Origin of the sequence: Methanobacterium veterum (assembly GCF_000745485.1) — an archaeon.
GTDB classification, from domain to species: domain Archaea; phylum Methanobacteriota; class Methanobacteria; order Methanobacteriales; family Methanobacteriaceae; genus Methanobacterium_D; species Methanobacterium_D veterum.
Genome location: NZ_JQJK01000016.1, coordinates 150,577 through 168,255 on the forward strand (window position 1 = coordinate 150,577; position 17,679 = coordinate 168,255).

The following is a 17,679-nucleotide window of genomic DNA, read 5'->3' on the forward strand; positions in this document are numbered from 1 at the left end:
TTTTTTGAGAGTGGTAATATATAAGACCTATTTTTTTTTAAATTCAACTTTTAAAAATGAATTTTTTTAAAATTAGTATTATATAACCACTATTTTTTCTTATCATATTTAATAATCTTTATATATGAAATAACAACTAATAACCTATTGATTATAGCATCTTATAAGATGCTATAGTTAAAAAATTTACAAGTAGAGTTAAAAAGACGAATTTATTGTAATAATTTTAAAAGGGAGGTGAAAAAGATTAAAAAACAAGTAATTCTATTGACTTTAACATTAATACTTATTTTGCTTGCATGTAATGCAGTTTCGGCTGCAGATAATTCGAATAATACTACACAATCAAATAACAGTTCTACACAGCTATCTGCCGCTAATTCGACAGCAGCCGCTATGAATAATGTTCCTTCAAAAGTCGTGATTTCAGGTAAAGTGCTTAAATGTTCCGATGGAACCCCATTTTCTGGTGTTACAGTAACAGCTTCTAAAGGTGGAACTAAACTCGCAAGTACAACCACTGGCAGCGACGGGACTTATACTTTAAGTTTCTTCAGCAGTAATAATGTATTCACTGTCACTGCAAGTTATCCTGGCCATATTTCGTCCAGTAAAAATATTGCTGTGGCTTCTGGTGCAGATGATACCAGTTATGGAGCAGCGAATTTCAAGCTGGGAATGAATGATGTTTATGTTTCTACAACTGGAAAGGACGCTGATGGTCGTGGTTCATTTAGTAAACCTGTCCAAACAATAAAATATGCGCTGGACTTGGTTAATGATGGTGGAACGATACATTTGGCGAGTGGAACCTATGCTGGAACGGGTAATTACCATATATACATCACTAAAAAGGTTACAATTAAAGGGGATACTGGGAATGCAGACGACGTCATAATCAATAGTTGGTGGCATTGGCTAATTAATGTTGGGGGTAGGGCTAACCTCACACTAAATGATTTAAAGATATTTCAAGCGGGAGGTTCTGGTGGAGATGGAGCAATATATTCTTATGGTACTCTATATTTAAATAACTGTCAATTCATTAATAACGCCGCACGTAATGGCGGTGCTATCTACAATACTGGGGGTACTTGTACTGCAACTGGTTGTACTTTCACTGGTAACAATGCGACTACTGGTGGTGCTATCTACAATAATGGTGGTATTTGTATTATAAATGGTTGTACTTTCACTGGTAACAATGCGAATATTACAATTACAGAAGGTGATGGGGCTGCTATCTACAATACAGGCACTTTAACCGCTACTTTCAGTACTTTTGAAGATAATACTGCAGAAAGCGGCGCTATATGGAGCAGCGGTACTAGTACTATTGCAGGCTGTACTTTCACAAATAACCATGCAACTAACATTGGCGGCGCTATTGAGAATTATGGGACTATGGCTATTGATCTAAGTACATTTGCAGGTAACACAGCAAATTCTGCAGGTGCAATTTCAAATTACGGCAGTTTGACCATTAATAATAGTACATTTACTCGTAACACTGCAGCGAAAGGTGGTGCTATTTCCCAGAGAGATGATGGAAAATCTGGCTCTAATAATGCATTGAATATAACTGGCAGCGTTTTCACAGGTAACACTGCAACAACTAAAGGCAGTGCTATCTATTGTGGTAATAACGCAGGCACTTGCAACATTCACTTTAACTGTATTTATGGAAATACTGGAACCAATGACATATATTCTGACAGTACAATAGATGCAATTAATAACTGGTGGGGTACTAATTTCAGCGGAACCAGCCCCGTAAATGCAAATAGGGTCAACAGCAATGTTGTTGCTGACCCATGGATTGTGCTTACCCTTACAAGCAGAGATAACTTAGTTGACATTGGGGGGATTACCACTGTAAAAGTTAATTTAAAATACAATTCAGCAGGTATAGATGTTTCTAGTTTAGGTACTGTTCCTGATGAGGATGTTGTGTTTACTTTTGACAGTTTAGGAAGTGTATCTCCAACTAGCGGTACAATTAGTAAGAACTTAAATGCTACAACAACTTTCACTGCGGGTTCAACAGCTGGAAATTCTGTGGTAAGCGCTGCTGTTAACGGGCATACAGTAACTACAACAATTAAAATAAAGGACTTGACCAATGTTTACGTTAATCCAAATACTGGAAATGATTCTACTGGAGACGGCAGTCCTACATCACCATTACAGAGCCTTGCAAAAGCGATTAGTGAAGTCAGGGCAGGTGGTACAGTACATGTTGCAAAAGGAACTTACAGCGGGGCAAACAACAGGGGCATAAGAATTGATAAGGATGTTACTATCATTGGTGAAAGCCAGAATAATACTATAATTGATGCTCAAGGGCAAAATAGTACATTCTTCGTGGGCTATGATTTTACCGTTACAATAAAAAACTTAATGTTTTCAAATGGGAATGCAACTAGTAGTGGTAACGGGGGCGCCATCGTTAGCAGCGGTACTTTGAATCTGAACAACTGTACCTTCATAAACAACACAGCAGAAATTCATGGCGGTGCTATCTACACTGATCATCCTTTGAATATTAGTGGTTGTATTTTTACTGGTAACACTGCAGCTTATAGTGGTGCTATTGGATGCATCAGTAATGATGGTACTTATACAGTTACTGTACATTTCAGTTCTTTTGTAAATAATACAGCAACAAAAACAGGTAATGCTATCTGCTGTTATAATTATGGTTCAGCAAATGCAGAAAATAACTGGTGGGGTTCAAATAATCCGACTTTCAGCAGTCTTGTGGGTGGAAATGTGGATTATTCACCGTGGATGGTGCTGAATATCACTTCAAACACTGCAACCGTCAAAAAAGGAGGCACTGCTGCTATAACGGTGAACATGCTATACGACAGCGATGGAAATTACCATGGCCCTGCTTCAGGCCATGTGCCGGACGGTGCTGCTGTGAGTTTCACAGGGACTCGTGGAATTCTTAACCCAACTGACAGTACGCTGATTGATGGGCAGGCAGCATCGGTATTCACAGCTAATGCTGCAGGTACAGCTGTTATTTATGCGGCAGTTGATCATGAAACCGTTCAAACACCTATAACTATAGCTAAAGTAAATACTAATCTTGTAGTTGGCAATGCTGCTGGTGTCAATGGTAAAACTGTTAATTTAACTGCAACGCTAACTGATGAAAACGGTAATCCTGTAGATGGTGAGATAGTTAATTTCAATGTTAATGGAAATACCCACTCTGCAACAACTGATTTGAGTGGAGTTGCCACTTGGAGTTATGGTATCTCGGAAACTGCGGGAGTTTACACTGTAAGTGCTAATTTTGCAGGGGATGACAATTACATGCTCAGCTCGGGCACTGGAACTTTAACTGTAAACCTTAAAGATACAATATTGGTTGTTGGTAATGTGGCTGGTGTTAATGGTAAGACTGCTAATTTAACAGCAACACTAAACTATGAAAATGGCAATCCATTAAGTGGTAAGACAGTTACTTTCAATGTTAATGGAAATGCTTACACTGCCATGACTGATGTGAGTGGAGTTGCCACTTGGAGTTATGGTATCTCGGAAACTGTGGGAGTTTACATAATATCTGTTAGTTTTGTTGATGGTAAAATTTATGCAAATAGTTCAAGCACTGGAACTTTAACTGTAAACACAATAAACACCACAATTACTGTAAACAACGCAACTGGTGTCAATGGTAAAACTGTTAATTTAACTGCTACATTAACTGATGCAGATGGTCCAGTAAGCGGTGAAAGTGTTACTTTCAATGTTAATGGGAAAGATTACACTGTAACTACTGATGTGAGTGGAGTTGCTACTTGGAGTTATCCTATCATGGAAACTGTGGGAGTTTACATAATATCTGCTGGCTTTGTTGATGGTAAAATTTATGCAAATAGTTCAAGCACTGGAACTTTAACTGTAAACACAATAAACACCACAATTACTGTAAACAACGCAACTGGTGTCAATGGTAAAACTGTTAATTTAATTGTTACACTAAAAGATGAAAACGGCAATCCATTAAGTGGTAAGATAGTTACTTTCAATGTTAATGGAACTGACTACACTGCAACAACTGACGCTAGTGGACTTGCTGCTTTAAGTTATAAACTGACTAAAACTGGAGTTTACAATATAATTGCTAGTTTCTCTGATGGTGCAGTTTATGCAAACAGTACTGGCAGCGGTAATTTAACTGTAAGTCCTGCTGCAAATCTTTATATCAAAATTAAAGCAAGCAATAACAACCCCGAAGTCGGTGAAAAATTCCTGCTCACTTACAAACTTGGTAATTATGGGCCTGATGCTGCAGAAAACGTTACAATAACCTTTAAATTACCTGAAGGTTTGGACTTTATAAAAGTTACTGCAGACACTGGAAACTGTACATATGATCCAGCAACAAGAACAGTAACATGGACAATAGACTCAGTACCTGTTGGAGACCCTTACCTGTACTTTACAGTTAAAGCTGCAGGTGATGGAACTTACAAAATAACACCAGATATTGATTCATCAACCTATAACTCTGGAAGCAGTGAGGGTATAACCATTAACGTGCAATCACTGCCAAGCAACGATAATCCAAACATTTCAGGTAACTATGGTTCCAGTACAGTTAAAGCAACAAGTACAATAAGCATGCAGAAAACAGGTGTGCAGTTAAACTACTTAATACTTGCCATATTCTTGGTTTTAAGTGGTTTAGTGCCAAAAAGAAAATAAAACCTTTATTTTTTCTTATTTTTTTAAATTGAATATGTTACACTGGATTAGATGTAGTCTTTAAGTTACATTTAAAATTTTAAAACAAATTTTTCTAGTAAATATGGGCATGGTTGGATAGTTTTTATAATTGAAACCTGAAATTTGTAGAAAAGTTTAAAAATTATTACTTACAATATAATCTAAATAAACTTATAAACTGTTTTGGAGTCTTTAGTTTTCTAAAAAGATTTAAATAGTTTTATAACTTCGTTATAATTATAGAAAAACCTAAATATTATTAATTATTATTTAATAATAAATAAGATATGCTTTAAATTTTAATTTTAAGTTCCCCTTATACGCTTTAATTTCTATTTATATGCTGCAAACACTCATATTATTGACAAAGAATAATGAAATTAATCTATTAAGAGAATAAATTATAAATAAGAGGTTTAAATTTAAAATTAACAGAAAGTAAAACAAGCAATCTTTATATAATATGAACTCCAATATTAGGAAACAGGAAACTATTTTTATTTAAATTTTGTATTTTTTTGAGGTGTATTCATGAATGATGAAAACAAATTAAAAGGCACTACAACTGTTGGTTTAAAATGTAAAGACGGGGTTGTTTTTGCTACCGAAAGAAGGGCCACAATGGGTAACTTAATAGCTCACAAGGGCACTAAAAAAATTTTTAAAATTGACGATCATTTAGGGGCCACCATAGCCGGAGGCGTAGGTGATGCCCAGAGTTTAATGAAATATATAAGTGCGGAAGTAGCCTTATATAGACTTAGAAACGGCGCAAGAATAAGCGTTGAATCCGCTGCAACTTTAACAGCAAACATATTACATTCATCAAGGTTTTATCCATATTATGTCCAAACTTTACTTGGAGGAGTCGACGATAATGGACCAGCATTATTCTCATTAGACCCTGCAGGTGGAGTAATAGGAGACAATGTTATTTCAACTGGATCAGGTTCACCATTTGCTTATGGGGTTCTTGAAGACAGGTATAGTGAAGATTTAGATGTTGAAGAAGGAGTTGAAGTTGCTATTAGAGCAATACAATCTGCAATGGAAAGAGATGCATATTCAGGTAATGGAATTTTAGTTGCAACTGTAACTGAAGAAGGCTTTAAAATGTTACCTGAAGAAGAGGTAAAAAGTAAATTAAGGAAATAAATTAACTTTTTTTTGCCCCCCCCCAAAATTAATATTTACATGAGTTTATTATTATTAGATTTATTAAATCTGTAAACTTAGTTTACGGTATTTTCTATTTTTTAGAAGTGGTTTTATGGGTTCAGAGATTCAAGAAATTAAAAATACGATAGTACAAAGATTACCATCAAGAGTACAAGTAGCAAAGGTAGAGTTTGAAGGTCCGGAGGTTGTAATTTATACCAAAAACCCCGAGATCATAACCGAAAATGGAGGACTTATAAGGGATCTTGCAAAGGATATAAGAAAGAGAATAATTATCCGTTCAGACCGTTCTGTACTTGCAGAACCTGAGAAAGCTATTGAAAAGATCCATGAAATAGTTCCAGAAGAAGCTAAAATAACCAATATTTCTTTTGATGATGTTACCTGCGAAGTTATAATAGAGGCAAGAAAACCAGGCCTTGTAATAGGTAAATATGGTACTACATCAAGAGAAATAGTTAAAGGAACAGGATGGGCACCTAAAATACTTAGAACACCTCCTATATCTTCTGACGTCATACAAAGGGTAAGGAGAACATTAAGGAAAAACAGTAAAGAGCGAAAACAAATTTTACAAACACTTGGGAATAGAATTCATCGTCCTGTTTCTCTTGAGAATGAATGGACACGTTTAACATCACTTGGCGGATTTAGAGAAGTTGGAAGGTCTTCATTGTTTTTACAGACTCCAAATAGTAAAATTTTACTTGACTGCGGGGTTAACGTCGCAGGAGTTGATGAAAAAAGTTCTTACCCTTATTTGAATGTTCCTGAATTTATTTTAGATAACCTTGATGCAGTGGTAATAACCCACGCACACCTTGATCACTCTGGATTTCTGCCATATCTTTTCCATTATGGATATGAAGGGCCAGTTTACTGTACAACCCCAACAAGGGACTTAATGACATTATTGCAGTTAGATAATATAGATATAGCTCACCGTGAGGATAAACCTCTTCCTTTTAATGTTAAACACGTTAAAAAATGTGTTAAACATACTATAACTTTAGATTACGGTGAAGTAACTGATATAGCTCCAGACATACGTTTAACTCTTCACAATGCAGGGCATATCCTGGGATCTGCAATTGTACATATGCACATAGGGGACGGACAGCATAACTTTGTTTATACTGGAGACTTTAAATATGAACGAAGCAGGCTTCTGGAACCCGCAGTATCTAAATTCCCAAGATTAGAATCACTTGTAATGGAAAGTACATATGGTGGACATGGAGATGTTCAGCCAACCCGAAATGACGCGGAAAAAGAGCTTGTAAAAACAATTTACAGAACTTTAGAACGTGGAGGAAAGATTTTAATTCCTGTTTTTGCTGTTGGAAGGGCTCAGGAACTTATGATAGTACTTGAAGAGTACATCAGGCATGGAATTATTGATGAAGTCCCAGTTTATATCGATGGAATGATATGGGAAGCAACAGCGATTCACACAGCCAGACCTGAATATTTAAGTAAAGATCTCCGTGACCAGATATTCCACATGGGAAGAAACCCATTCATCTCAGAGGTGTTCCATAAAGTAAATGGAATGGAAGAGAGAAAAGAAATAGTGGAAGGAGAACCAGCTATAATCCTTTCAACTTCAGGAATGCTTACTGGAGGAAATTCTGTAGAGTACTTCAAATGGCTATGTGAAGATGAAAAAAATACCTTAGTTTTCGTTGGTTACCAGTCTGAAGGGTCCCTTGGAAGAAGAATACAGAAGGGATGGAAGGAAATTCCACTTAAAGAAGATGGTAAGACCAATGTTTACAATGTAGAGATGGAAATAAAAACCATTGAAGGATTCAGTGGTCACTCAGACAGGAAACAGCTCATGGATTACGTAAGGAAATTGTCTCCAAAACCAGAGAAAATCCTTATATGTCACGGTGATAACTATAAAACCCTTGATCTTGCATCAAGTATTTATAGATCCTATAAAATCGAGACAAAGACTCCAATGAACCTGGAAACTGTTAGGATTCAATAATCCTACACTTTTTAATTTTTGCAGATCTTCATTAGCTGGTTTCCGCCCCTTTGAAACTCATAGTCAACAGTTTCAATGGAAACATGCATTTCTTTTTCTTTAAAAATTCTTACTATTTCTTCTACATGCTGTGATTTATCGGTACTTAGATCGAGTAGAGGGAATATTCTCACTTCACTGGCTACTCTTAACATTTCATCAACGGCGTTTATATGGAAATCCAGTGGAAGCACGTCTGAGTATAAAAATAGAAAATGAGAACTAAGTGCCAAATCAAATTTGCCGTCTTTAAATGGTAAATCTGGAAGTGCGGCGTTTATATAGCGTTTATCATTCTTCCCTGTTTCAAAATCATTTAAAAATAATTTCATTGCAGTCATCCTGGTTTCTGCAAGCTCTTCAACGCTTTTAATATTTTTCCAAATATAGTTGTCTTGATTAGCTTTTGCCTGTGCCATTACATCATTAAAAGTCGCGTTTATTCTTTTTTCAATTTCTTCTCTGCTGAACTGGTACAGGGGGTCTATAGTGATAACTTCTTTATTTTGCATTTTCATCTCGTAATTAAAACTTGATGGGCCTCCGCCGCAGTCCAATATATTTTTATTTAAATCAGCTTTATTAAGGTTGAACATGGCCTGGTATTCTGTACATGTTCTTCCCAGCGGTACTACCTCTTTTAATTGCATTTTTATCACCTATTATTTAGATCGGGATATTTAAGTTAAAATTAATCTTAAATATAATAAAAAGCTAAATTAGCTTTTATTGGATAAATGTTGATTTTTAATCAAGTTGTGAGTATTTAACTATTCAAAAAAATCTACGATTTTTTTTACGCGTAGAAAAATGTTTACAAAATCTTTGATTTTCGCATGCTATGCATTTTTCTCCAGCTTCGATTTTAACGCAGCAAAAATGTAGTTTTTGATTGCTCTAATTTTTTTTAAATAGTTTTTGATCAATTCTGCAAATCTTTCATGTTGAGGCACAGAAATTCATAGAATTTTCGAGTGGTTGCTGTACATGTTCTTCCCAGCGGTACTGCTCCTTTTAATTGCATTTTTATCACTGTTTAATCTTAATGTATAATATTGATCGTTATTGTTATTTATATGCCTTTGAAGTTATTGATTGCTCATTATGTGGCGAGCTAATAAATATTATTATTTGCAAGTTATTAAGTTAACTATTAGTTATATGGTGCTTAATTCAATTTTAAATGGCTTAAATTTCCAATTTGGTATAAGTTTTTCGAGAAAAAGCGGTTTTTAGTGCAATTTGAATTTATTATATTTTAATTTTATATTAATTATTCTAGATGCAATTATGGGGTAATTAATCCATATATAACCTTTTATTAATGCATAATTAAATTATATTCAATTTTATAAATTATTTTGATCTCTAGTTTGTTTTCGATCATTCAATTTAGTAATTTCAATTTATGACTATCTTAAACGTAATATTTAATAAATTATTGAAATATAATAATATGTAATCACTTAACTTTTAGGAAGGTATCTTTGATAAATGTTTAGGAGAAGTGATATGGAGTTAAAATCACTTATAGAAAAAATTATGCTTCTAAATGATACGTTGGGGTACTCCGATAACACTGAAAGGTTAATAAACAAAGAATACATACTAAAAGATAATTCTCAGACTCTTGAAGACTTAGAAAAACTTCTTATTGATTCAATTAAGTATTCTCAAAGTCATGAATTAAAGCTGGGTTTAGAAATTATATTGCTACTTGTATCTCATAAAAACGAAAATATAAGGAATTCTGCCCTTGCAAAAACGTTTGTTTTAATGGACGACGGGTTAATTCGGGAACTCGTCGTCAAAGAGCTAAAAAGCGTATCTGACAATGGAGACAATGATTCTAGTGAATCTGCAGAATATTCACTTGATTTAATAGCTGATGAAATCCATAGATTTGAGGTAATGGATGCAGTTTTTGATCTGTTTTGCAAACTAAAAAACAGGATTGTATCTAAATTTAATCAGTCTGAATTCATATCTGTTTTTTCAATACAATCTGTTGATAAGTATAATTCCGCAGATACGTATGGTATTAAAAATGATCTATTTAATCGATTAATATGCAACTTACGTGCTTTAAATCATAAAATGGATAAAATGATTCCATATTTGGAAGAAATGGAAGATTATGATGAAATAGAATATGGAAAACTCAGTTATTTAGATACTCAAAATTCTAAATCCAGTGAAAGAGAATCATTACAAAAATTGGCAGATTTTTATGCATCGACTTTTACAGAAAGGGGCCATTTGCGCAGATTAATATTCTTGCTTGACGATGAAGATCAGGAAGTCCAGGAAATAGGGTTTAATGCATTAACAAGTATAGTAGAAATATTAATAACGGATTCAGCTCGAAAAAAACTCATAAAACCAGTAACTAGCTCAGATTTAGATAGAATATCTTTATTTAAAAACTAAATTTCTAAAACAAATATTGCTTGAAAAGTATTAACGCCAGTAGTAGGGGAAAAATAAGTCCCTGATCTATTTTTTTATCTATGGAAAATCTAAAAAGTTTTATAAGGTCTGATTAGATAATAGATATTAATATACATTACATTTATTTTTAGGTAAATAAATTTTAAAAATTTTTGGTGACTTACATGGTAACATATTCAGAATCAGGTGTTGATATTAATCTTGAGGAAGCTACAGTTTCTGCACTGGTTTCCGAAATTAAAAACACGCTTTCATTTAGAGATGTAATTACAGAAAGCGGTCATTTTGCAGCGCTTGTAAGATTAGGAGATAAAGCAATCGCCATGAGTACAGATGGTGTTGGAAGTAAAATATTAGTTGCAAAAATGATGAATAAATATGATACAGTTGGAATAGACTGTATTGCAATGGTTGTAAATGATATTCTCTGCGTTGGTGCTGAACCAATAGCAATGGTTGATTATCTTGCTGTTGAAAAGGCAGACCCTGAAATTGCGGGCCAAATTGGAAAAGGACTTGCTGAAGGATCTAAGCAAGCTAAAATAGCTATGATTGGGGGAGAAACAGCATCCCTTCCTGAGATAATTAAAGATTTTGACCTTGCAGGTACTGGAATTGGAATTGTAGATGCAGATAAAATTATAACTGGAGAAAATATCGCTGATGGTGATGTTCTTATTGGAATAGAAAGCAGTGGTGTTCATAGTAATGGTTTAAGCCTTGCTAGAAATGTATTTTTTGATAAGGCTAATTTAAGTATTGATAGCCCTCTCCCAACAGATTCTGATAAATTAGTTGGGGAAGAACTGTTAAAACCTACTGAAATTTATGTAAAGCCAATTGTTGAGCTTTTAAAGGAAGATATTGATGTACATGGCCTTGCTCATATTACTGGGGGTGGATTTTTAAATCTTAAACGGCTCAAAAAAGGTATCAGCTACAACATAGATAGTTTACCTGAACCCAGTTCAATTTTTAAATCTATTTACTCATTGGATGTCCCATTAAAGGAGATGTACCGTGTATTTAATATGGGTATAGGATTTGTAGTCATTGTACCTGGTCGTGACGCGGATAAAACAATAAACGTTATTAAAAAGTATAACAAAGCTTATAAGATAGGAACTGTTGTAGATAACAAGGATGAAACAGTTAAAATAAAAGCGTTTAATGGGGACATTATTAATTTAAATTAATTTCACGCTGAATTTCAAGATTAAAAATTAAATGGCGTATTACATGAAAATAACAATTGAACAAGAAAGATCAATAATTATGGAAATTTTAACAAGATTTAATATACCAGAAGAAGATGCATACATAGTTGCTGACGTTACTATGGACGCTGACCTTAAGGGATTCACTTCTCATGGAATAGGAAGGTTTCCGCAGTATGTAAAGGGATTAAAAGTTGGAACTATAGATCCAGAAGCTGAAATAACTGTGGAAAATGAAACAGCATCTACAGCCCTTTTGAATGGAAATCATAAGTTTGGACATGTTGTAACCTATAAAGGTATGGAACTGGCAATGAAAAAGGCAGAACAGACTGGCGTAGGACTTGTTGGAGTACATAACTCTAACCACTTTGGAGTTGCAGGTTACTACTCTGACATGGCAGTTATGCAGGACATGATAGGTGTTGTAATAGCAAATACCGAACCTGCAGTAGCCCCAATCGGGGGTAAAGAGCCAATAATTGGTACAAACCCAATAGCGATTGGTATTCCTGCAAATAAAAATTATGTCTCTGTAGATATGGCAACATCTGCCTCTGCAAGGGGAAAACTCTTAGAAGCTCTCAGAAAGGGTCAAAAAATCCCGGAAAATGTCGCGCTTGACTGTGACGGAAACCCTACAATAGACCCTGAAGCTGCACTTAAAGGTTCAATCCTACCATTTGGGGCGCATAAAGGATATGCACTTGCATTCATGGTTGAAATTATGGCAGGTCCCCTTGTAAGGGCTGCATTTGGTAAAGGAGTTAAAGGAACCGCGAATCCTGAGGAAATGTGTACAAAAGGTGACCTTTTAATGGCAATAGACCCATCAAAGTTCAGTGATATAGAGCAATTTAAGGAAGAAGTTGATGAATTTGTAGCGGAAATTAAAGGTTCCGGTGAAACTATCTTTATTCCTGGAGACATGGAAGTAAACAATATTAAACGGTTCAGGGAAGAAGGATTTTCAATAGACGACACTTTATTTAAGCAGCTTAAAGAAATTTCTGAAGAGCTTTCCTTTGATATAGATGCTATAATCGAAGGTTAATTAACCCTCTTTTTATTTTAAAATTTTTAAATGCATCAAATTTTTTCTATTTTATATCTTAACAATTCTTTTTCAATTGCTTAGTTAAACCATAATTTAATATGATGGAAGGATTAAGCAATATAATATGACATTTGGGGAATTCAAAGGTAATTCGAACCTTAAGCGGCTGAATGAAATAATTAGAGTTTTAACCAAGTACGAATTTGGTTACATAACCGAAAAAATAAAACTCAAAGATAAAATCCCGTTCAAGCACCATTCCTATGAATATGAATCTATAGAAGAATTAGATGCAACATTACCCTTACGATTAAGGCATGTTTTGCAGGAATTAGGGACAACATATATAAAACTCGGCCAAACTTTAAGTACAAGGCCGGATTTGGTTGGAGACGACATTGCAGATGAATTTTCAAAATTGCAGGATGATAACCCTCCTGTAGACTATGGAGTCATGCAAGCCATCGTCGAAGAAGAGTTAGGAAGTTCAATAGATGAGCTGTTTTCTTCATTTGAAAAAGAACCTTTGGGATCAGCATCTATAGGGCAGGTACACAAAGCAGTGCTTAAAACTGGAGAAGAAGTAGCAGTTAAGATACAGAAACCTGGCGTAAAAGATCTTATCAAGAATGACATTAATATCATGCGCTTTCTGGCTGTAAGAATCAATGATTATGTTCATCAATCCCGAAATTACAACCTTCCAGGTATTGTGAATGAATTCGAACGTTCTATTTTAAAGGAAGTGGACTACGGGCAGGAAGCAATGAACATAAAACGATTTGATTATAATTTTAAAGATGATGAAACCATTTATGTTCCCAAGGTTTACATGGAATATTCAACTTCTAAAGTCATTACTATGGAACTTATTGGTGGAAAAAAGGTTTCAGATGTTATAAATTCTGATGAAGGTTTTGATAGGGAATTAATAGCAAAAAGAGGGGTAGAATCTTATTTTAAACAGGTTTTAATCCATGGGTTTTTCCATGCCGATCCCCATCCTGCTAACATATATGTTTTAGAGAATAATATTATCTGTTTTTTAGATTACGGGATGATGGGAATTCTGGATCAGGAATTTAGAGAAAATTTAGCTGAACTTATCATATATTTCGTAGAAGACAGCGTTAAGGGTATGATAAACCAGCTGATTTACATGGGTATAATCAGTGAAAATATCGATATTAAATCCTTTAAATATGAACTCACGGATTTAATGTACAAGTATTATGGAATAGGCCTCAATGAGATGCACGGTGGAATGGATGATTTAATTTCACTCATGAGAAAGTACCATATCCAGCTGCCAAGTGAGTTTGTGCTTCTAGCCAGGGGAATTGGAATGCTTGAAGATGTCGGTGAAAAACTGGATCCAAACTTCAATCCAGTAGATGCATTTAAACCCATGGCCCGAAAGGTTATTCGCAGAAAAGTAAGTCCGCTAAAAGTTGTTGACTTTGTGAAAGACAATCTGTTTGAAGTGGAACATCTCATGAAAACCCTGCCGCGTAATCTTAGCAGAACCCTTTATAAGATAGAAGAAGGGAAAATAACCCTTGAAATAGAACATAAGGGTATGGAAAGGATAAGTAACAAAATTTCAGCGTCTTTAATACTGGCAGCACTTTTAGTAGGTTCTTCATTAATCATGCAAACTGACAAGGGCATATTAATACTCGGATTCCCATTTTTAGGTATTATTGGGTTTATAGTTAGTATGGTGCTGGGGTTAGCTCTTGTATTGTCCATTTTAAAGTATAGGGAACTATAATGCACTCAATCAGCAAAATATCTCAAAAATCATAGATTTTTGCAGATTTTGCAAACATTTTCTATACTTTAAGTTTTCTGGAGGATTAATCTTTGATTCACCTGCTTTTTAGAATTGAATTGACTTAAGTGTAATTTTGAAAAGTTGAATAAAATGTAATTAGAACTAAATTCATATAATAATTAACATGACTGAACTGATGATGCTCCTGTTTTTCACCGCTGCTTTTTTAGCGGTAGTCATAGGTACAGTGGCCGGGTTTGGAACATCAACTATTTTACTGCCTATTACATTACTTTTTGTAGATTTTAAAACTGCGCTGGTGCTGGTTGCAATTTCTCATATTTCAGGTAGTTTAGGCGCAACTGCATTTTTCCGTCATGGGCTGAATAAAAGATTGATTTTACTTTTCGGCGTGCCCAGTATAATTTTAACAATTTTAGGAGCATACCTTGTAACTTATGTCCCTCAAAATATCTTGCAGCTTATTTTAGGTTTATCTCTTTTAATATTTTCAATTTATTTCCTGTTAAAACCGGATTTTAAAGTTTCGCCGTCAAAGAAGAACACAATATTTGGTGGAAGTCTATCTGGATTTTTACAGGGACTCTTAGGAATTGGAGGCCCTTTAAGGGGAGCGTTTCTTATTTCTTATAACATGGATAAATTCAAATACATAGCTACATTAGCAGCGATAGCTGTGATTATTGATGCAACCAGGATTCCAATTTATTTTTTAAACAATCTCCTTGAACCCCCATTTTATTATTTTATACCAGTTCTTGCAGTAATTGGAATTGCAGGATCATATACTGGTAAACGAATTGTCCAGAAAATTCCGCAAAATATCTTTAAAAAGTTTGTTCTGGTTGGAATTGGTCTTGCAAGCTTATTATTAATTTATGGCAGCTTAATTATATTATAAAAATTTTGGATTGCTAAAAAAACATTTGAACTTTTTTTGGTAAATGGAATTTTTCTAACAAAAAAAGTTATAGTCGAATACACAAATATAAACGGGATAGGTACAAAAATGATTTAATTTTATAAATATTTACAGTAAGGTGTATTACGTGGAAAGCAGTGAAGCGGTTTATAAAGCAATAAAAGATGCAGGAATAGATTTTATAGTTAGTGTACCCTGCGTAAATCTTGGAAAGGTTATGGAACTTGTAGATTGTGATGAAGATATTATTCATGTCCCTGTAACACGGGAAGAAGAAGGATTTGGAATATGTGCCGGAGCATTTTTCGGTGGTAAGAAGCCGGCTATATTGATGCAAAATTCAGGACTTGGAAATTCAGTGAATGTACTTGCATCGCTGTATGAACTATATAAAATTCCTATACTTGTAATTATGAGCCATAGAGGCACTGAAGGGGAATTTATGAGTGCCCAGATCCCTATGGGGAAAGCGACCCCTGGTGTTTTAGATGCATTAAATATTGCTTACTTTAACCCTAAAACCCCTGAAGAAGCTTTAGAACTTATCCCTCAAGCATGGAAATTGTCTGAGATGGGTGAAGCGCCAATTGGAATACTTTTAGAAATTACATTCTGGAAAAATTAATTGAGATGATACTATGGAACGTATTGAAGCCATAAAAGAAGTAGCAGAAAGTCTTAATGATGAACTTGTAATCTGTAACATCGGATTTCCATCCAGAGAATTATACGCAGTTAAAGATTCTCCCAATCACTTTTATATGTTAGGATCTATGGGAATGTCATCATCCATTGGTCTTGGTCTTGCAATGTCAGGAAAAAGAAAAGTGGTATCTTTTGATGGGGATGGATCAGTTTTAATGAATATGGGAACTCTTGTAACCATTTTCAGCCAAAATCCTGAAAATTTTATATTAGTTGTCTTTGATAATCAGTGTTACGGCTCCACTGGGTCGCAGTGCACATACACAACCAAGATCGATCTTTTGAAGGTTGCAAAATCCATTGGATTTAAGAATACATTTGTATTTGAAGAACAAATTGACTTTAAGAAAGTCCTTGATGCAGAAGGACCAGTTTTTGTGCATATAAAAGTTAAACCCGGAAATGCTAATGTCCCTGTAATTGATATGGAACCAGAAGAAATAAAAGAAAGATTTATGAAAGAAATAGAAAAAGGAAGTTAGGTTTTAAAGATTTAATTTTCATATCCTTACTGAACAGGTTGATTACATGCTAAAAACAGAACTTATGAACCTTTGGCTGTGGATTGGGCTTGGAGGATTTATCGGTGCCCTTTTAAGGTTTGCAGCCAGCGGGCTAATGCAGTCTAAATCTGCGGTTTTTCCTTTGGGCACACTTGGTATTAATGTCATTGGAAGTTTTTTTATGGGTTTCATAATGTATTCTTCTGAATTTGGAGGGCTTTTCAGCGAAGAAGCAAGGATATTTTTAACTATAGGAATACTTGGATCCTTTACAACCATGTCAACATTCAGCTATGAAACCTTCAAGCTACTGGAGCAAAATGAACTACTGCTGGTGAGTATAAATATCATAGGAACAGTTTTACTTACAGTATTTGCAATTTATCTCGGTAAAATTGCAGCATTAAACTTGTGGAAGGTTTAAAATGAAAAAAGAGTCAGAAGCTATTTTGCTTAGGATATTTATAGGGGAATCTGATAGATATAAAGGAAAGCCGCTTTACAGGCATCTCCTTGAAATGTTTAAGAACGAAGGGCTGGCAGGTGCAACTGTACTCCGGGCAATTGGTGGATTTGGAAAAACAAGTTACATCCACTCAACAGCAATACTGCAGCTTTCAACAGATCTACCTATTGTAATTGAAGTTGTTGATACAAAAGAGAAAATTGAAATGATCAAAGGTAAAATGGAAGGAATAATAAAAGGGGGGCTTATAACGGAAGAAAAAGTGAAAATAATTTATTATGAAGGTAAAAAAGAGGAGTAATGCAGTTTATTTATGCCTTCTTGCGAATTCATCAAAGATCTCGTCAATATCAACGCCTTTGTATACAAGAAGAAGCAGTGTGTGAAAAATAAGATCAACAGATTCATAAACTAAATTTTCATCATTTTTAGATGCAATTATAACTTCTGCAGCTTCTTCGCCCACTTTTTCAAGTATTTTATCTTCGGCCTGCTTTTTATCGTCTTTCATTATATTTGATGTGTAAGAATCAATTGGGTTGTCACGCCTATCTTCTAAAACACGATAGACATCTCTTATAATTGTATCTTTCATTTTAT

At 34.6% G+C, this 17,679-nt stretch carries 14 protein-coding genes; 12 read left to right on the plus strand and 2 right to left on the minus strand.

What is annotated here, in order from left to right:
- Nucleotides 1–237: 237 nt before the first annotated feature.
- From EJ01_RS09490 to EJ01_RS09500, 3 genes are all read left to right on the plus strand, one after another.
- Nucleotides 238–4,725, plus strand: a complete 4,488-nt coding sequence (locus EJ01_RS09490) for an Ig-like domain-containing protein (protein WP_157203589.1) — start codon at nt 238–240, stop codon at nt 4,723–4,725.
- Between the two features lie 552 nt (nt 4,726–5,277).
- Complete coding sequence (psmB, locus tag EJ01_RS09495) at nt 5,278–5,901, plus strand: archaeal proteasome endopeptidase complex subunit beta (protein WP_048082239.1); 624 nt, start codon at nt 5,278–5,280, stop codon at nt 5,899–5,901.
- 115 nt (nt 5,902–6,016) lie between these two features.
- Nucleotides 6,017–7,921 carry a beta-CASP ribonuclease aCPSF1 gene (locus tag EJ01_RS09500; protein WP_048082238.1) on the plus strand — a complete coding sequence of 635 codons (1,905 nt, stop codon included), beginning with the start codon at nt 6,017–6,019 and terminating at the stop codon, nt 7,919–7,921.
- Between the two features lie 11 nt (nt 7,922–7,932).
- On the opposite strand, the gene EJ01_RS09505 is transcribed toward EJ01_RS09500, so the two are convergent.
- Nucleotides 7,933–8,610 (minus strand): class I SAM-dependent methyltransferase, encoded by a 678-nt coding sequence (locus EJ01_RS09505; RefSeq protein ID WP_048082237.1) that lies wholly within the window; start codon nt 8,608–8,610, stop codon nt 7,933–7,935.
- An 862-nt stretch (nt 8,611–9,472) separates the two neighbouring features.
- Here EJ01_RS09505 and EJ01_RS09510 point away from each other — a divergent pair.
- The 9 genes from EJ01_RS09510 to EJ01_RS09550 all read left to right on the plus strand — a co-directional run bounded on the left by EJ01_RS09510 (nt 9,473) and on the right by EJ01_RS09550 (nt 17,380).
- The gene (locus EJ01_RS09510; RefSeq protein ID WP_048082236.1) at nt 9,473–10,390 is read left to right on the plus strand and encodes a hypothetical protein; all 918 of its coding nucleotides are present in this window, start codon (nt 9,473–9,475) and stop codon (nt 10,388–10,390) included.
- A 185-nt stretch (nt 10,391–10,575) separates the two neighbouring features.
- Nucleotides 10,576–11,607, plus strand: coding sequence for a phosphoribosylformylglycinamidine cyclo-ligase (purM, locus tag EJ01_RS09515; protein ID WP_048082235.1), 1,032 nt, complete (start codon nt 10,576–10,578; stop codon nt 11,605–11,607).
- A gap of 43 nt (nt 11,608–11,650) precedes the next feature.
- Nucleotides 11,651–12,682, plus strand: coding sequence for an L-sulfolactate dehydrogenase (gene comC, locus EJ01_RS09520; RefSeq protein WP_048082234.1), 1,032 nt, complete (start codon nt 11,651–11,653; stop codon nt 12,680–12,682).
- A gap of 127 nt (nt 12,683–12,809) precedes the next feature.
- Nucleotides 12,810–14,459, plus strand: coding sequence for an ABC1 kinase family protein (locus tag EJ01_RS09525; RefSeq protein ID WP_048082233.1), 1,650 nt, complete (start codon nt 12,810–12,812; stop codon nt 14,457–14,459).
- Between the two features lie 187 nt (nt 14,460–14,646).
- Entirely contained in the window at nt 14,647–15,384 is a 738-nt protein-coding gene (locus tag EJ01_RS09530) for a sulfite exporter TauE/SafE family protein (protein WP_048082232.1), read from the plus strand.
- Between the two features lie 148 nt (nt 15,385–15,532).
- Nucleotides 15,533–16,030 carry a sulfopyruvate decarboxylase subunit alpha gene (comD, locus tag EJ01_RS09535; RefSeq protein WP_048082231.1) on the plus strand — a complete coding sequence of 166 codons (498 nt, stop codon included), beginning with the start codon at nt 15,533–15,535 and terminating at the stop codon, nt 16,028–16,030.
- Between the two features lie 13 nt (nt 16,031–16,043).
- On the plus strand, nt 16,044–16,592 hold the full coding sequence (gene comE / locus EJ01_RS09540; RefSeq protein WP_048082230.1) for a sulfopyruvate decarboxylase subunit beta: 549 nt from the start codon (nt 16,044–16,046) through the stop codon (nt 16,590–16,592).
- A 46-nt stretch (nt 16,593–16,638) separates the two neighbouring features.
- Nucleotides 16,639–17,037 (plus strand): fluoride efflux transporter CrcB, encoded by a 399-nt coding sequence (gene crcB, locus EJ01_RS09545; RefSeq protein WP_211251449.1) that lies wholly within the window; start codon nt 16,639–16,641, stop codon nt 17,035–17,037.
- 1 nt (nt 17,038) lies between these two features.
- Complete coding sequence (locus EJ01_RS09550; protein ID WP_048082229.1) at nt 17,039–17,380, plus strand: DUF190 domain-containing protein; 342 nt, start codon at nt 17,039–17,041, stop codon at nt 17,378–17,380.
- A 6-nt stretch (nt 17,381–17,386) separates the two neighbouring features.
- Here EJ01_RS09550 and hisE read toward each other — a convergent pair whose 3' ends face one another.
- Nucleotides 17,387–17,674, minus strand: a complete 288-nt coding sequence (gene hisE / locus EJ01_RS09555; protein ID WP_048082228.1) for a phosphoribosyl-ATP diphosphatase — start codon at nt 17,672–17,674, stop codon at nt 17,387–17,389.
- Nucleotides 17,675–17,679: the final 5 nt, after the last annotated feature.

Bases quoted from the DNA above. Each gene is read 5' to 3' on its own strand.
- psmB (WP_048082239.1), top strand. From the start codon at position 5,278: ATGAATGATGAAAACAAATTAAAAGGCACTACAACTGTTGGTTTAAAA.
- EJ01_RS09530 (WP_048082232.1), top strand. From the start codon at position 14,647: ATGACTGAACTGATGATGCTCCTGTTTTTCACCGCTGCTTTTTTAGCG.
- EJ01_RS09525 (WP_048082233.1), top strand. From the start codon at position 12,810: ATGACATTTGGGGAATTCAAAGGTAATTCGAACCTTAAGCGGCTGAAT.
- EJ01_RS09510 (WP_048082236.1), top strand. From the start codon at position 9,473: ATGGAGTTAAAATCACTTATAGAAAAAATTATGCTTCTAAATGATACG.
- EJ01_RS09550 (WP_048082229.1), top strand. From the start codon at position 17,039: ATGAAAAAAGAGTCAGAAGCTATTTTGCTTAGGATATTTATAGGGGAA.
- EJ01_RS09500 (WP_048082238.1), top strand. From the start codon at position 6,017: ATGGGTTCAGAGATTCAAGAAATTAAAAATACGATAGTACAAAGATTA.
- comC (WP_048082234.1), top strand. From the start codon at position 11,651: ATGAAAATAACAATTGAACAAGAAAGATCAATAATTATGGAAATTTTA.
- EJ01_RS09505 (WP_048082237.1), bottom strand. From the start codon at position 8,610: ATGCAATTAAAAGAGGTAGTACCGCTGGGAAGAACATGTACAGAATAC.
- crcB (WP_211251449.1), top strand. From the start codon at position 16,639: ATGCTAAAAACAGAACTTATGAACCTTTGGCTGTGGATTGGGCTTGGA.
- comE (WP_048082230.1), top strand. From the start codon at position 16,044: ATGGAACGTATTGAAGCCATAAAAGAAGTAGCAGAAAGTCTTAATGAT.
- purM (WP_048082235.1), top strand. From the start codon at position 10,576: ATGGTAACATATTCAGAATCAGGTGTTGATATTAATCTTGAGGAAGCT.
- hisE (WP_048082228.1), bottom strand. From the start codon at position 17,674: ATGAAAGATACAATTATAAGAGATGTCTATCGTGTTTTAGAAGATAGG.